Origin of the sequence: Microbacterium sp. TPD7012, from assembly GCF_003075395.1 — a bacterium.
In the GTDB taxonomy this organism is placed as follows: domain Bacteria; phylum Actinomycetota; class Actinomycetes; order Actinomycetales; family Microbacteriaceae; genus Microbacterium.
Genome location: NZ_QDFV01000001.1, coordinates 301168 through 317497, shown reverse-complemented (window position 1 = coordinate 317497; position 16330 = coordinate 301168). Strand labels below are relative to the sequence as shown.

At 63.3% G+C, this 16330-nt stretch carries 11 protein-coding genes; 2 read left to right on the top strand and 9 right to left on the bottom strand.

Annotated features, from left to right (window positions below; all coding sequences use genetic code 11):
- Positions 1–117 precede the first annotated feature (117 nt).
- A complete protein-coding gene (locus tag DC434_RS01560; protein WP_116633515.1) occupies positions 118–1110 on the top strand; it encodes a D-2-hydroxyacid dehydrogenase in 993 nt (330 codons plus the stop codon).
- Between the two features lie 217 nt (positions 1111–1327).
- On the opposite strand, the gene DC434_RS01555 is transcribed toward DC434_RS01560, so the two are convergent.
- A complete protein-coding gene (locus DC434_RS01555; RefSeq protein ID WP_116633514.1) occupies positions 1328–2878 on the bottom strand; it encodes an ABC transporter substrate-binding protein in 1551 nt (516 codons plus the stop codon).
- A 177-nt stretch (positions 2879–3055) separates the two neighbouring features.
- On the opposite strand from DC434_RS01555, the gene DC434_RS01550 reads away from it, so the two are divergent.
- Positions 3056–4162: a mandelate racemase/muconate lactonizing enzyme family protein gene (locus DC434_RS01550; RefSeq protein WP_116633513.1), complete on the top strand. Its 1107-nt coding sequence runs from the start codon at positions 3056–3058 to the stop codon at positions 4160–4162.
- 33 nt (positions 4163–4195) lie between these two features.
- Here the strand turns inward: DC434_RS01550 and DC434_RS01545 are convergent, their stop codons facing one another.
- The 8 genes from DC434_RS01545 to manD all read right to left on the bottom strand — a co-directional run bounded on the left by DC434_RS01545 (position 4196) and on the right by manD (position 16100).
- Positions 4196–5152: a DUF4862 family protein gene (locus tag DC434_RS01545; protein ID WP_116633512.1), complete on the bottom strand. Its 957-nt coding sequence runs from the start codon at positions 5150–5152 to the stop codon at positions 4196–4198.
- A gap of 144 nt (positions 5153–5296) precedes the next feature.
- Positions 5297–7504, bottom strand: a complete 2208-nt coding sequence (locus DC434_RS01540; protein ID WP_116633511.1) for a malate synthase G — start codon at positions 7502–7504, stop codon at positions 5297–5299.
- Between the two features lie 65 nt (positions 7505–7569).
- On the bottom strand, positions 7570–9399 hold the full coding sequence (uidA, locus tag DC434_RS01535; RefSeq protein WP_116633510.1) for a beta-glucuronidase: 1830 nt from the start codon (positions 9397–9399) through the stop codon (positions 7570–7572).
- A gap of 76 nt (positions 9400–9475) precedes the next feature.
- On the bottom strand, positions 9476–11152 hold the full coding sequence (locus tag DC434_RS01530; RefSeq protein WP_279303199.1) for an MDR family MFS transporter: 1677 nt from the start codon (positions 11150–11152) through the stop codon (positions 9476–9478).
- Positions 11153–11165: 13 nt separating this feature from the next.
- Positions 11166–11960 (bottom strand): SDR family NAD(P)-dependent oxidoreductase, encoded by a 795-nt coding sequence (locus DC434_RS01525; RefSeq protein WP_207769869.1) that lies wholly within the window; start codon positions 11958–11960, stop codon positions 11166–11168.
- Positions 11961–11977: 17 nt separating this feature from the next.
- The gene (locus DC434_RS01520; protein WP_243408750.1) at positions 11978–13414 is read right to left on the bottom strand and encodes a mannitol dehydrogenase family protein; all 1437 of its coding nucleotides are present in this window, start codon (positions 13412–13414) and stop codon (positions 11978–11980) included.
- Positions 13411–14826: a glucuronate isomerase gene (gene uxaC, locus DC434_RS01515; RefSeq protein WP_116633507.1), complete on the bottom strand. Its 1416-nt coding sequence runs from the start codon at positions 14824–14826 to the stop codon at positions 13411–13413. Before uxaC ends, DC434_RS01520 begins: the two co-directional genes overlap by 4 nt.
- A 35-nt stretch (positions 14827–14861) precedes the next feature.
- On the bottom strand, positions 14862–16100 hold the full coding sequence (gene manD, locus DC434_RS01510; protein WP_116633506.1) for a D-mannonate dehydratase ManD: 1239 nt from the start codon (positions 16098–16100) through the stop codon (positions 14862–14864).
- Positions 16101–16330 lie beyond the last annotated feature (230 nt).

Genomic DNA, 16330 nt, shown 5'->3' with positions numbered 1-16330 from the left:
TAGTGAACCACGCAACGGGTCACTTCGCAACCGGTTGCCAAAATCGGTTATGGTTGCAAGGTCAGAGCTCTGCACGGGATACCCGGCTACCGCTCTACCTCCCTGAAAGGCTGTGAAATGCTCAACCGAGAGATTCGAAGCGTACTGGTGACGGTCCCATTCCCCGACTCCGACCTCGACGACCTCCGCAAGGCGTTCGCACCCGCCGATGTCGTCGTGACGCGACCCAATGACTCAGCCGCAATCGCCGAGGCGCTTGAACACGTGGATGTTGCTGTGCACGTGTGGGAGATCGACGACCGCTTCCTCGCCGCACCGAACCTCCAGTGGGTGCACTGCGACCGAGCGGGTCTTACGAAGTCAGCGCGACCCGAAGTCTTCGAGAAAGGCCTCATTGTCACGGGCTCAGCTGGGCGGTCAGCGTCGGCGCTTGCACAGCACGCCTTCTTCTTCGCCCTCGGTCTCGCGTTCGACGCACGAGCGCTGGCAGACAAGCAGTCGAGGCACGAATGGGGCGGCATTCCCGGATACCACGACCGGCTCGCTCTGCATGGGCAGACCCTCGGGGTGGTCGGGCTGGGTAGTACGGGGCGAGAGATCGCCCGCCTGGGCCGTGCCTTCGGCATGAGGGTCGTGGGCTACACGCGTAGCGCGAACGTGCCGGACGGGCTCGTCGACCTCCTTCTCGTCTCGCAGTCGGGCGATGACATCGGCGAACTCGTGTCGCAGTCCGACGTCATCATGATCGCAGCGCCGCTGACCAATGACACCTTTCACCTCTTCGACGAGGAACGCATCGGCGATATGAAACGGTCGGCCGTTCTGATCAACGTCGCACGTGGCCAGCTCATCGATCAAGAGGCGCTCATCGCCGCGCTGATGGAGAACCGTATTGCCGGCGCAGGGCTGGACGTCACGGATCCCGAGCCGCTCCCGCCAGAATCGCCGCTCTGGGACCTGCCCAACGTCATCATCACGCCGCACGTCACACCCAAGCTGGTTGACCGGACACAGCGTTCGGTGCAGATGATCGTGGAGAACGTCCGCCGATACCGCGCGGGAGAACAGCTCATCAATCAGCTACGCCCCGAGGACCTCTTCTCCCGCTGACTCCCCGGGTAAGCCGTCGACGGCCCGCGGAGGAGACCCGGGTCGAGCATGCGACGGCGTCCGCCTTACTCGAGTACCGCTCCTGCTTGGGCGACTTCACTGCGCCGTGTGCTGCCCGCCAACTTCACCCGGGACATGAAGATCTGGCACCAACGGCACCGCGGCCCGCTTCACGAAAGAAGCGGGCCGCGGTGCTGTGGCGGTGTTCGGGATGGCCTCAGTCGGCGACTCCGTAAAGGCGCACGGTCGAGAACGGGGTTGTTCCATCGCCGAGGCGCTCGATTCCGTCCTTGATGCCCAACGTGGTTCCGAGGTAGAAGAGCGGCGCGAACAGCGCGTTCTCGGTGACGTACCGGTTGACGTCCTGGTAGATCTCAGCTCGCTTCTCGTCGTCGAGCTCGTCATTCGCCGCTGCAATCAGCGCGTCCAGCTCCGGATCATGCCAGCTGAACGGATTCTGAGCGGCACTCTGAAGCTGACGCACCACCTCACGCTCCGGCGGCACGGCGGCGGACGTGGCGAAGAATGCGGGGTACTCCCCTGTCGCCACAGCTGCGTTGGCACTGCCAGCAGGCACTGCGTCCCAGACCACTGTGATCCCGATGTCAGCGAGCGCCTGGCTGATCGTCGGCTCGAAGTTCAGCGACACCGGGGAACTCGGCATCGTCAGCGTGAAGCCATCTGCGTATCCAGCCTCGTTCATCAGTTTCTGAGCCTTGTCCACGTCAAAGTCGTAGTAGCCCTCGAGTTCTTCGAGGTACGCGGACCCCTTGGCGTTGAAGAGCTGGTCCGTGGCCTGCCCGGCCCCGAAGAGCAGCTGCTTCACCATCTGCTCGCGCGGCAGCGCGAAGTTGATGGCCTGGCGCACCCGAACGTCCGCTAGCGCGGGCTCCTTGACTCCGCCGCGGTCAGCGAGGTTGATGAAGGCACCGGAGATTGCGGGAACGAAAACCGTCGAGATCCCGTTGCCCTCGACGCTGCTGACCTGGTTCGCCGGCACGCTGGCAACGTCGACCTGGCCTGAACGCAGCGCGTTGAGAGCCGCCGTCTGGTCCTGCAGCACCTTCACCGTGAACGTCTTGAATGGGTACTTGTCCACGTTCCAGTAGTCGTCTCGGCGCTCGAGGACGTAGCTAGAACCATTGACGCTCTTCTCCGTGTTCAGCGTGTACGGTCCCGACCCGATGGGGTTGGTGGTCGTCCGCTCCTCGTCGACGGTCGCGGGGTGTGAGATCACGCCGCCGTCCTGAGTCATGTTGAAGATAAACGCGGGGTCATGCGTCGAGAAGGTCAGGACGACAGTCTCCGCGTCTGGCGCCTCAATCGCGTCGACGTACTGCATCTTTTCCTGCTGCTGACCCGTGCGTTCCGTATTTCTTTCGAAGGTCGCCTTCACCGCCTCAGCGTCTACGGGGTCGCCGTTGCTGAAAGTCATCCCGTCGCGGATGGTGAAAGTCAGGGTGAGGCCGTCCTCACTCCACTCCCACGCGGAAGCCGCGTTGGGCTGAATCTCGCCCTCGTTGTCGCGGTAGAGAAGCGTGTCGTAGATCGATGACCACACGAACGCCTGCTGGCCTGCGTCGAGGTCGACGGGGTCGAGCGAGCGTGGCGGACTCTGCACCGCGAGGCTGAGAGTTGCTGTGCTGTCCGCGCCCTCGCCCGACTGGGGCGACGGTTCGGCGGCACCCGCACAACCGGAGAGTCCGACCGCAACGGCCAGGGCAGCAATGAACGCGACTGCCCGCTGCGGGCGTTTCACTAGAGACATAGGCACAACCGAACTCCTTCGTTGGTGACTCCGGCCTCGGATGCCGGATGGCTGATGCACGCTCACGATACGCGCTTGGCAACCGATTGACTATAGGTGGAGGAAAATAATGACAACCGGTTGCCGATTCGTTATCCTTTGGTAGCAGGGCCACGAGAGATCACACGAGGAGCATCGATGAAGATCACCAGCATAGAAACGTTCTCCCGCGGCCCCCTGCTCGCGGTCGTGCGTGTCCGCACTGACGACGGTCATGAAGGATGGGGACAGACCGCTCCGTACTACGCGGACGTCTCGACGGGGATGCTTCATTCCTACGTTGCGCCCTTCTTCATCGGTAAGGACCCGTGGGACTGGGAAGCGCTCGTGGACGCCTTCACGTCGAAGAGTCACAAGGTGTACGGGTCCGTTCTCTGGCGCGCACTGTGCGGCATCGATTCAGCGATCTACGACCTGCTGGCCAAGTCCGTACAGCGCCCGGTCTACCAGCTACTGGGCGGGACGGTGCGGACGAGCATCCCCGTGTACGGCTCCTCCATGAGTCGGAAGACCACTCCGGAAGCGGAGGCGGAGCGCATGCTCGCGCTGCGGGAGTCGCACGGTTTCGAAGCGTTCAAACTCCGGATCGGCAATGTCATGGGGCGCGACACCGACGTCTGGCCAGGGCGCTCGCGCTCGATGATCGCGACCGTCCGCGAGATGCTCGGATCTGACGTCGTCCTGCACGCCGACGCGAACGGCGGCTACTCCGCTCCTGAGGCCATCCGCGTGGGTCGCATACTCGAAGACAACGGCTACGGTCATTTCGAGGAACCGTGCGCGTATACCGACCTCGAGTCCACTGCGCACGTCGCCGACGTTCTCGACATCCCCGTGGCCGCAGGCGAGCAGGAGACCTCATTGCCACAGTTCCACCGCATGATCCGAACGCGGACGGTCGATATCATCCAGCCCGACATCGGGTATGTAGGCGGCCTGGCGCGCGCACGCAAGGTTCTGCAGATGGCCGAGGCGGCCGGCCTGACCGCTGCCCCCCACAGCGCGAACCCCTCGATGATCCAGGTTTTCAACTTGCATCTTGCAGCGTCTCAGCCCTCGGCGAGCGGGTATCAGGAGTGGGGCATCGAAGAGTTTCCCTACTTCCAGGGAATCTACTCTCCGATGCCGCAGGTGGAGAACGGTCACGTGCAGATGACCACCGCTCCTGGATGGGGAGTCGAGATCCTGCCGGAGTTCCTCAAGGCCGCGGATCACGCCATCACGGACAAGCCGTCGACGCGCTGAAGCCGTAGCCCGCGCGTCACCGGGCTGGTGCCATCACGATCCGGCGGCGGTCACCAATCCTGCACTTCGCGCATGCTGGTCGGTCACGGCCAGCAACCTGAAGGTCTCGACGAGACGGTCGATGCCTTGCCGGTCGGGGCGGGAGGTGGTCTTCACCCCTACATAGTCCAGACTGAGCGGCAGCCGTTCGACAGCAGCCTCGATATCCGCGGCTGTCAGGAGCGAGGTCGGCTCGTCCTCTGCGAGCGGAAGGTGAACGTCTCGCCATGCTGGGCCGAATGCGCTGTCGACCGCGGCTGCGCCGGAAAAGACGAAGGCACTCAGTAGTCCCGATTCGAGTGCGAGCTCCAGATGTTCCTGCGCCCCCCGAATATCTTCGACCTCGATCACTGAGCGACCCCAATTCAGAGCCATCGCCAGGTTCGTGCTTTGCTGCGTCGACAGGTCGCGGACGACATCGAGCTCCTCCACCAGCGAAAGGTAGCCCTTTTGGACGTGGTTCGACGTACGGAAGGCGTCGCAGTGCTCCAGCACGATCTTGCTGTCTCCCCAGTCCCAGGACAGGATTTCTTCCAGGGAGTGCTTGAGATCAGAGGCGCTTGATTCGGCCCGACCGCGGTTGGGGGCCGAGTGGAGCTCCACAGCGAGAATCGGTCGGTCAAGCTGCGCGATTTGACGCCGGAGCTCCGCAACGTCATCGACGGCTGCCCGGCGTCCAGCTTCATCCGCTGAAGCCAATCCGTATGCCGGGTTCCGGTAGCCGGCTCCGAGCGTTCGTCGGATGCTCGTCACTACCAATGACCATTCCGGGTCGAGGAGGGCCGTCAGATGATCACTGCCACCCGGGTGGAATCCATTCGTGTACGACAACTCGAGGCCATCGACCAGCTCCGAGTCGCGGAGGGCCCCGTACCACTTGGCCTCGGCTTCCGGGTCGCTCGACAGCTCGCGCGACGCGGCTGCGTATGCGGAGACGATGCGCTTGGTCATAGTCGTTCAGTCCTTCGATCCGTTTCGCCGTCACAGAGCTCGGCTGAGCCGCCTGCGCTGTGTCGAGCGGGGCAACCAGGTGACCCGAGAGGTGCGCGCAGACAGCGCCGTTCAGCTCGGTGCATGGAATCGCTGCCGCTCTCCCTACCGCGCGCTGACTTCCGCTCCCGCTGCAGCGAGCGAGTCCTGACTCTTCTTCATTCGCCGCAGCTCGTGCAGGAGCGGTTCGGTGTATCCGTTCGGCTGGTGCACTCCTTCAAAAATCAGCCTGCGCGCCGCGTGAAAAGCCAAGCTCCCTCCGCTGTCGCCCTCCAGAGACGAGTAGGAGGGGTCAGCGGCGTTCTGCTCATCCACAACAGCTGCAAGGCGTCGCAGGCTGTCGTCCACCTCAGTTTCACTGACCACTCCATGGAGCAACCAGTTCGCGAGGAGCTGGCTCGAGATGCGCAGAGTAGCGCGATCCTCCATGAGGGCGACGCCATGGATGTCTGGCACCTTCGAACATCCGACGCCCTGATCCACCCAGCGCACGACGTATCCCAGGATCGACTGGACGTTGTTGTCGAGCTCAGTTCGAACCAGAGCGCCTGACAGGTCCTCCTCGGCGAGCGGGAGCGTCAACAGTTCGTCCAGATCGGGAACCGGATGGCCCGCCAATCCTTCTGCGACCTGGCGACTGTCGACCTCGTGATAGTGGAGCGCGTGCAGAGTCGCGGCTGTGGGAGACGGCACCCATGCGGTGGTGGCGCCCGCGCGGAGCTGGCCTCCCTTCTGCTCGATCATGTCGTTCATGAGGTCGGGCATAGCCCACATCCCCTTTCCGATTTGACCGCGTCCTCGCAACCCAGCCTGTGTCCCGACTGCGACGTTCGCAGCTTCATAGGCGCGAAGCCAGGTCTCGTCGCGCATGCGACCCTTCGGAATCATGACCCCCGCGTGCATCGACGTATGGATCTCGTCACCCGTGCGGTCGAGGAACCCAGTGTTGATGAACGCGACCCGATCTGCCACGGCGTGGATGCATGCGGCGAGGTTCGCGGAGGTGCGGCGTTCCTCGTCCATGATCCCGATCTTGACCGTCGCGTGCGGGAGACCCAGCAGAGACTCCACTCGTGAGAACAGCTCGCCGGCGAAGGCCACCTCAGCGGGCCCATGCATCTTGGGTTTGACGATGTAGACGGATCCGGATCGCGAGTTGTTCTTCGCAGTCGGACCTCGCAAGTCGGCCAACGACCCGAGCACGGTCACGACCGCATCGACGATACCCTCCGGCACAGGCTCCCCGTCAGCCGTTCGAACGGCATCCGTTGTCATCAGATGCCCGACGTTTCTGATCCACAGGAGGGAGCGACCGGGCAGGCTCACCGAGTTGCCGTCGCTGGCGGTGTACTCCCGGTCCGGATTCAGAACGCGCGTGAAGGTTTGTCCGCCCTTGTCGACGTCCGCGCTCAACGTACCGCGCATGAGCCCGAGCCAGTTTCGGTACCCGAGAACCTTGTCCTCGACGTCGACTGCCGCGACTGAGTCTTCGAGGTCCATGATCGTCGTGATTGCTGACTCGGCGACGATGTCCGCGATTCCGGCGCGGTCGGTGGCCCCAATTGGGTTCTCGCGGTCGATCACGATCTCGATGTGGAGGCCGTTGTGCCTCAGCAGTACGCCACGCGGAGCTTGCGCCTGCCCTGCGAATCCCACGTAGACCTGCGGATCAGCGAGTCCCGAGATGACGTCGTCGATCTGCACCCGCAGTGATCCGTCTTCGATCCAGTAAGCATCGGCGTCGGCGTGAGATCCTGACTGCAGCGGCGCGACCTCGTCTAGCAGGCGTCGTCCGAACGCCACGACGGCAGCTCCTCGCTCCGGGTTGTATTGCCTGCGCCTGGCGAGCGTGCCCTCTTCGGAGATCGCATCGGTGCCGTAGAGGGCATCGTACAGCGAACCCCACCGCGCGTTGGCGGCGTTCACTGCGAACCGAGCGTTGAGCAGCGGGACTACAAGCTGTGGACCGGCCATACCGGCGATCTCCGCATCAACATTCTCCGTCGTGACGTTCACCGATTGGGGTGACGGTACCAAGTAGCCGATGGACTGAAGATGGCTCCGGTAGTGTTCGGCGTCCGGGCGCCCGGGGTGACGACGATGATACGCGTCGATCTCATCTTGGAGCCCGTCGCGTTCGGCGAGGAGTGCCTTGTTCGTCGGCGTGAGATCGCGAAGAATCTCGGCGAAGCCCTGCCAGAAGTGCGCGGCCTCAACTCCGGTCCCTTCGAGCGCTTCCCGCTCGACGAAGTCGACAAGCGGCGAACCGATATCGAGCCCGGCCCGCTCTGTTCGTGACTCAGTGATGCTCATGATGCTCCTGTCGTGCGCCCGTTTGCGCCAAGTGTGTCGAAGTGGTGGGCGGTCGGTCGTCGGTGTCAGACGCCTTGATCGTTCTGTGGGTTCGTCTCCACCGCACGCCCGGGCTTCTGCCCGTCGAGGCCGACCCAACGCTTCTTGAGCGAGTGAGCGGCGGCCTTGGGCTGGCGATCCCGGGTGAAGACGCCCTTCTTGTTTCCGCCCACACGGTGAAGGCCGGCCCCGGTGCGGAAGTCCGCGAAATTCCACACGTGTTCGCCGACAAACTCGGGGTAGTCGTCGAAGACCCGATGGTGCATCTCCAGGTAAGCCTGCTGATACTCCTCGGACCAGGGAGCGGCATCCACTGCGTGCAGGCCGGCCATCGTGTCGGCTCCATACTCCATCATGAAAACGGGCCGCTGGAACCGCGCGATCCACGCCTCGATGTCTGCGCGCAGCTTCTGCTCAGCCGAAGCCAGATCTCCGAGATCGATGTACCAGCCGAAGTAGCGATTGATGCCGATGACGTCGAACAGGTCCGCGATCTGATCGTTGTGCGCGTTGGCCATCAGCCAGGCGGTGTAAGTCACGGGTCGAGTCGGGTCGAGCTCGCGGGCGAGTGTCGTCAGCGGCTCGAAGTACTCCCGTGCTCCGTCCTCCTGTCCCGCTGGTTCATTCGCGATACACCACATGACCACGGACGGGTGATTCTTGTCGCGAGCGATGAGCTCGCGCAGGTGCTGCGCATGGGTCTTCTGGGTCTCGTCGCCGAGCGTCTCCGGGGAGAACGTGGGCGGAGGGTTGCGCTGAGTCATGCCTCCGGCGACACCGAGGTTGAAGCCGACCGCCGAGGTCTCATCGATCACGACGATGCCGTGTCGGTCCGCGTAATCGAGGACTTCTTCCGCGTACGGGTAGTGCGAGGTGCGGAAGGAGTTCGCGCCGATCCAATCCAGCAACTGGAAATCATGGACGAGGTACGCGTTGTCGTGCCCCTTCCCTCTCACCGCAGTGTCTTCGTGCTTTCCGAAGCCCGTGAAGTAGAAGGGCTCGCCGTTCAACAGGAACTGAGTGCCCCGAACCTCTACAGTCCGAATGCCGACATTCAGTGTGTAGACATCTGCGATCTCGTCAGTGGAGGGGTCGACGACCGTGACTTCGAGGACGTACAGGTATGCCGCCCCGGCACGCCAGAGCTTTGCATCCGCGACCCGCAGCTGGGCTTGCGGCCCCGTTCCCTCGGCGACCACGGCGCCGTCCTCGTCCCGCAGCGAGAGTCGGATGTCGGCCGCGCCGGACGCCTCGACCGTCACGTCGACGATTCCATCGGCATCCTCGATGGAGGTCAGCACCGTGACGTCCGTGACGCGGAGCGCGGGAACGTGAAGCAGCGACACCGATCTCGCCAGACCTGCATAGTTGAAGAAGTCGTGGTGGTACTGCTGCTTCCGTCGCCCGTCCGGGAGATCGAAGATGTGCCCCGGAGGGACCGTGTGCTCCGTCAGTTCGTTGTTCACGCCGACGGTCAGGCGGAAGCGCCTTCCGGGCTCGACCAGATCAGTGACGTCGAATTCGAACGGCGTGTAGCCGCCGACATGATCACCCACGAATGTGTCATCGACATACACGCGACCTTCGTGGGTCGCAGCATCAAAGCGAAGGACGATCCTTCCGTCTACCCAAGGACGCGGAACGTCGAAAGAGCGCTGGTACCAGACCCATCCAACGTGGTTCCGGATTGCTCCATTGACAAACTGGTCGTTATAGCTTGCCGGGACCGCAACGTCCAGAGTCCCGGGCAGTGCGCCTTCCCAGGGTGCGGGATGGGCCGCCTCGTCGAGTGCGAAGCGCCAGACTCCGTCGAGGTTGTTGATTTCGCGGGTCGCTCCGGTCTGGGGTTTCAGCATGTCAACTCTCCTGAGTGTCGTCGATGTCGAACGCCGCAGTCGGCGGCGATGACTTCTCTTTCATCAAATCACTCGGTCACCGTTTTGGCAACCGGTTTCCGTTTTCATCTCTGGGTGCTTGTGGCGGGTGTGGTCTCGTGTCGGGTGCCTCAGCTGCGTCGCCGTGTGGCGCAATATCCGCTACCCCGCCCGCGAGCGCGATGGCAGCTTCTCGTTCTGCATCCGCAACCCGTTCCGCTCGGGTCCTGGTGCTGAGTGGCCGAGATGGCAAGAATGCGATGCAGAGGACTGCGACTGCTGCTAGAGCGGCGCAGACGATGTACGCATCACCGGCTCCCCTCGCGTAAGACTCGGCGACGATCTGTTGAACAGTGGCTGGTAGTGGGCCTTCATCCCCGAGCCGGCTGAGTTCCACCCTGCTCACGTCTACGGACGCTTCCTCCGCTAGGCGGGGTACGAGGGTGGAGACACGCCACGCGACGACAGCGCCGAGGGCGGCAACCCCAATCGTCCCGCCCAGTGTCCGAAAGAAGGCAACGCCAGCGGTGGCGACACCGAGTTGGCGCGGATCGACGACGTTCTCCGCCACCAAGACGAGGTTTTGCATCACGCTACCGATACCCACTCCGACCAGGGCGAGGTATACCCAAAGGAGTGGCACCGGCGTCGAGATGCTTATCGTCCCTAGGAGCGCCAATCCAAGCGCCTGGCATGAGGCTCCGGCGACCATCCAGCGCTTCCAGTGGCCGTAGCGGCTGACGAGAGCACCCACGACAGTTGATGCAAGAGTGACGGCGACCAATTGAGGCATTGTGATGAGGCTGGAATCGGTTGCGCTGGCATCTCGAGCCACCTGCAGATACTGGCTCATGAAGATGGCAACTCCGTAGGTTGCCACACCCACCGCCACGCTTGCCACTACCACCAGAACAAAGGCTCGGTTGCGGAAGAGGCTCAGCGGAATGATTGGTTCGCGTGCGCGTGACTCGACCCATCCCGCAACGCCGAGGAGAGCAAGCGTTACTGCAAGGAGGATGCCGCTGGGTGCTGAAAGCCACGGGAAATGAACCCCTCCGAAGGATACCCAGATGAGGAGTCCCGAAACGCCCAGGGTGATGAGCAGCGCGCCGAGAACATCGACTGAGTGACGCATGCGGCCCGAGCTTGGAGGTAGCGTCAGCGCAACCACGACTAGTGAGCAGGCAGCGATGGCTCCGGAACCGACGAAGTTCCATCTCCAGCCGAACAGATCGGTGATCACCCCTCCCAGGAGTGGTCCTCCAATCGTCCCGGCGGCCGTGACAGCTCCGAGAAGGCCCATATACTTACCGCGCTCCCGAGGACTGATGATGTCAGCGAGAACGACCTGCACGAGGGACAGCAGTCCACCCGCCCCGATGCCCTGGGCTGCTCGTCCGGCGATTAGGGTCACCGTCTCAGGCGCAGCAGCGGCAGCAACCGAGCCGACGATGAAGAAGATCAGCGCGACAAGAACGAGCCCGCGTCTATCGAACAGATCCGCAAGCTTGCCCCATATAGGCGTGCTCACAGTGATCGCGAGGAGCGTGGCTGTCACTATCCATGTGAACGATGTCTGCGACCCTTTGAGATCTTCGACCACCTGAGGAAGCGATGTGGACACGATGGACGTCGCCAGCATCGCCACGAGCAGTCCGCTGAGGAGACCGACCAGGGTGCGGCCGATGGGCGGGCGGGCATCCTTGGACGGCGCCGGAAGCGTATCAGCAGGCACAGATCACCCGTCTCTATGGCGCGACGCTTGCAATGTCACGAAGTAGCTCGTCGACCCGACTGCGGGCGCGTTCAAGAACATCTCCGCCTGGCGCTACGTGGACACGGCCAGCCTCAACCGCATTGATGGCCGCTTCTGCCACTTGGCGTGGCGACAGGATGTCCGGGCGAAGCGCTCGCATGTCTACCGGCGGGCCGGCGGGAGCTGCGATTGCCCCGAGGGCGGCCGAGTTTGCTCCCAGGGGGGTGTCCACTAGTCCCGGGCAAAGCACCGTGGCGCCGAGTTGCGAGGAGAGGCGCTTCAACTCGACATCCAAAGTCTCGGTCAGGCCGACTACAGCATGCATCGTCGTCGTATAGGGCGACCTATCCGCTAGCGGCGCGAGCCCCGCGGACGACGCGGTATTTAGGATGTGCCCGCTTCCCTGCGCGACCAGGTGCGGCGCGAACGCACGTACCCCGTGGATCACTCCCATGATCTTCACCCGGATCATACGATCCCAGGTGGCGAGGTCCTGCTCCCAAGTCGGCGCTGCTGGAGAGACCAGCCCCGCGTTGTTGCACACGAGGTCGACCCGGCCGAAGGTTTCCAAGGTGAAGGCAGTGAGCGTTTCCACCTCAGCGGCATTGGAGACATCCGCGACGATGCCGGCGGCTCTTGCCCCCTCCGCCCGCCCGTTGAGGTGGTCGAGCGCTGCGGGAAGAGCATCCTGGCGGATATCGGAGATGACGACACGTCCGCCACGGTCGACGATGGCCTCAGCGATGCCAAGACCGATCCCACTTGCCCCGCCGGTGACGACAGCCACAGTCGCAGATGTAATTCTCATTCTTCCCTCCGCGCGCCTTCTCCTGCTGCGCATGCTTCTACCTGGGTCCGGACCCGCTCGACGAACGCAGTGTTTTGACTGAGCTGTTCGCTGACGAGTGTGATCAGCGCGGAGCATGGGTCCTGCGCGGACCTCGCCACCAGAATGTCTCTCGCCCGTGCGTCCGCCATCGGGCGCCCCGATAGAACTGCGCGAATCCAAGCGGCCAGAGCGACGGCGCAGGCCTCGCCGGTTCGTCCCGCGTCCAGTTCCGCGAGTGCCACGGGTGCGATGCGGACGCGAAACTTCGCCACACTTTCAGCTTCGATCTGTCGCAGATGATGCGCAATCCGACCATTTCCGAAGCGTGCGAGAAGCGAGGACCGATAGTTCCCGAGGTCCAGGTGGCTGGGTAGATGACGGCATGCCTCGTCCCAGAAGTCGGTCACCGCGCTCGCACAGTGCTGGTCAGCGATTGCCGCGGCCACCGTCTCGTGCCCGCGTGACGGCCCCACGTGCGCCAGGATGCTGTGCGCACCATTGAGCAACCAGAGCTTACGTCGCTCGAACGGCCCGATCTCATCGGTGAAAACCGCGCCCATCCGCTCCCAAGCGGGACGCCCTGCTGGAAACTCGCCGGACAGGGTCCAGCTGGAGTATGCCTCTGTCACCACGGGTGCCGCGTCCCGCCAACCGGTGCTCGACTCGACACCCCTGATGTCTTCCTCAGTCGCTCGGGGGGTGATCCTGTCCACGGAGGTCGAGACAAAGGACACGGTTGACGCAATCCAGTCCGCGAGTTCGGGATCCCATTCGCGTGCGAACGCGATAGTACCGGTGCGAACGTAGGTGCCGTTGTCGGGGATGTTGTCACAGGGAACGACGGCTAACGCCCCGCCTCCGGCCCGGCGCCGCGCAGCAAGCCCCCGCACGAGGCGACCTAGTGCTGTACCGAGTGGCCCCGGCTTGCCCGGGAGCCGCAAGGCGTGTAGGTCCGCGACTACGGCCGGGTCACTCACGTCAATGTTTCCGTCCGGAAGTAGCCGGTATCCGGACTCGGTAACCGTCATCGTGATGATGGCGGTCTCCGGAGACGCGATGTGCGCATCCATCAGGTCAGCCCGCTGGCCGTCCACTGCCAGACTGATGCTCGTGATCAACTCCGCCCGGTCACCATCTGGTGCGCGTTCAAGCAGGGTGAACAGCCCGTCTTGAGGCGTCAGTAAATCGGCCACACCGGCCGACCGCCCGGTGAACGCAGCGATACCCCACTCGTTCGCGTCGTCGACCCTCGAGGTGTACCAAGCCTGGTGCGCCCGAGCGAAGGCGCCAAGTCCGATGTGGACGATACGTACCGGCGCGGCAGCGGTGCGATCTCCGGTGGTCGCGCCATATGCAGCTCTCGAGAGTTGTGTCGATCCGGAGACCACCGTGGGTGTCACACTCTTGATCACAGTTTGAAAGCCCTCCGCGGGATGGCATCGACAAGATCGACAACGATACGTTCCGCCTTCTCCATGCCGATGCGCCCTTCGCGCACGTACCCGGCGAGAAACCCCGCGTCTAAGCGACGCGCGGCGTCGTGCCTGGCCGGGATGGACAGGAACGCGCGCGTGTCGTCGATGAATCCGGAGCCGTTGTAGAAGCCCGCGGTTTCTGTTGTGCTCGACCGGAAGCGTCTGATGGCGTCGGGGGCGTCGAGGAACCACCACGGCGCGCCGATGAAGACACTCGGGTAGAACCCCGCAAGCGGTGCAATCTCACGACTGTAGGCCGTCTCATCAACCGTAAAGAGGATGAGGTGAAATTCTCTTTCGTTGCCGAAACGCTCGAGGAGCGGACGCAGGGAGCGGGTGAACTCCGTGACGACGGGGATGTCATGCCCGGTATCTGGACCGTACTTCTGGAACGTGGCGGTGGAGTGATTGCGGAACACCCCCGGATGCACGGTCATCACCAGGCCATCCCGCACGCTCATCTCAGCGGACTTGAGCAACATGTGGCCGGCGAACAGTCTCGCTTCATCATCGGTCAGGCGACCAGCGACTGCACGCGCATACAGGCGTGCGGCATCATCGTGCTCAATTTCCTCGGTATAGGGCTGCCTCACTCCGTGGTCGGCGGAAACCGCACCATTTTCGATGAAGTGCTCACGCCGAGCACGGAGCCCCTCTAGGTAAGAGTCGTAGTCGTCGAGCGAGGAGCCCGACCACTCCGCCAACCTCTCGACGCTCGACAGAAATGTCGGGGCGTGCGGATCGATGTAGGCGTCGGGACGGAACGTGGGAAGGACTCTTCCCGAAAATGTCCGATCCTCGGCGAGGGTCCGATGCTCGGAAAGGTCGGCCAGGGGGTCGTCGGTAGTCGCGAGCACTTCGATCCCGAAACGATCAAACAGCGCGCGAGGACGGTATTCGGGAAGTCGCAACCGTTCCGAGATGGCGTCGTAGTGGGCGTCAGCCCGGTCTATGGATAGCTCTTCGTGAAGGTCGAACAGGCTCGTGAGTTCGTCCTGCAGCCAGTATCCGGACGCGGTACCCGCGAAAAGGTGCCAACGCGAGGCGAGCGCTCGCCACACCTCCCGAGGCTCGCAGTGCCCGCCCCCGATCCCAAGGTCCGACAGGCTCACGCCAGCCGAATGGAGAATCCGCGTCACATAGTGGTCCTGCACGATGAACAGGTCCGCGGGATCCGCGAATGCCCTGTCCTCGATGAGGAGCGAGGGGGAGACATGACCGTGCGGCGAGATGATCGGTGCGTCAGCCACCAGTTCATACAGGTCACGAGCTATCGCGCGAAGCGACTCCTCCGCGGGGAGCAGCCGATCCGGGTCGAGTACCGAGGTGGCGGGTGAGACAGGGGTCATCGTCATCCTTGTTGGAGGTGTCGTTGGAGGGCGGTTCACCAGTCGTGGACGGTGCCGTCAAGCAGACGGTTGTAGGGCAGGTACGCCTGCTCGTACGGATATTTCCCCGCCTCATCGACGTCGAGCTCAACGCCGAGACCGGGCTTAGCACCGGGGTGGAGATATCCATCGGTCCACGTGAATGACTGCTGGAAGACCTGGTTGGTGCGCTCGCCGTGCTTCATGTACTCCTGGATGCCGAAGTTGTGGACTGCGAGTCCGAGGTGCATCGCGGCGGCCATCCCGACTGGCGAGATGTCGGTGGGCCCATGCATGCCGGACTTGATCTGATACATAGCGGCGTAGTCGAGAGTCTTCTTCAGCGCGCTGATGCCGCCCATGTGAGTCACGGCGCCGCGCACATAGTCGATGAGCTGGTCGCGGATGATGTCCTTGAAGTCCCACACCGTGTTGAAAATCTCCCCGATGGCGAGCGGGGTGGTGGTGTGCTGGCGGACCAGGCGTAGCGCCTCCTGGTTTTCGGCAGGGGTGCAGTCCTCCAACCAGAAGAGATCGAACGGCTCAAGGTCTTTGCCGAGGCGCGCGGCCTGGATCGGGGTCATCCGGTGATGACCGTCGTGAAGCAGGGGAATGTCAGCGCCAAACTCATTCCGCACCGCCTCAAAGACTCCGGGCAGGTGAGTTAAGTACGCGCGAGTATCCCAGTCCTCTTCGACTGGCTTTGCCCCACGGCGAGCCGGCTCGTGGTCGTACCGGACCGTCGCGTCACCGACGTCCGCACCCTGAGCGGCAATACCGTAAATCGCCTTCAGCGTCGGCACACCGGTCTGCACCCGAATCGCCTTGTACCCCTGTTCCTGGTGCGCCCGGATAGAGTCGAACAACTCGGGTAGCTCTTTGCCAGAGGCGTGCCCGTACGCCATCAGCCCGTTGCGCGACGCGCCCCCGAGCAGCTGGTAGACGGGCAGGCCGGCGACCTTTCCCTTGATGTCCCACAGAGCCATGTCGACTGCTGCGATGGCCGCCATCGTCACTGGCCCGCGGCGCCAGTACGCACCTCGATAGAGGAACTGCCAGGTGTCCTCGATTCGGGACTCATCTGCGCCGATCAGAAGGGGGACCACATGCTCCGTCAGGTACGCAACTACCGCCAGCTCGCGTCCATTCAGCGTCGCATCGCCGAGCCCCGTCACGCCGTCCGCTGTGGTGATCTTCAGCGTGACGAAGTTGCGGTCAGGGCTGGTCACGATCACGTCGGCCCGGTCGATGGTCATTGAAATCTCCTTGGCCTTATCGCGACTCGTGAGTGGGTCACAACATCCCGTCGGCGATCATCCACATATCGCCGAGCGGCCACGCGTCCTAGCGGGCCGTGCGAGAAGTCAAACACAGTCGGCGCTTATTGGCAAGCGGTTGCCAGTCGCGAGGGCGAGGGACTTCACAAAGACGATGTCGGAAGAACAGACTTTCCTGAAATATCAGGCTTGCTAGCCTGAGAGGGCAT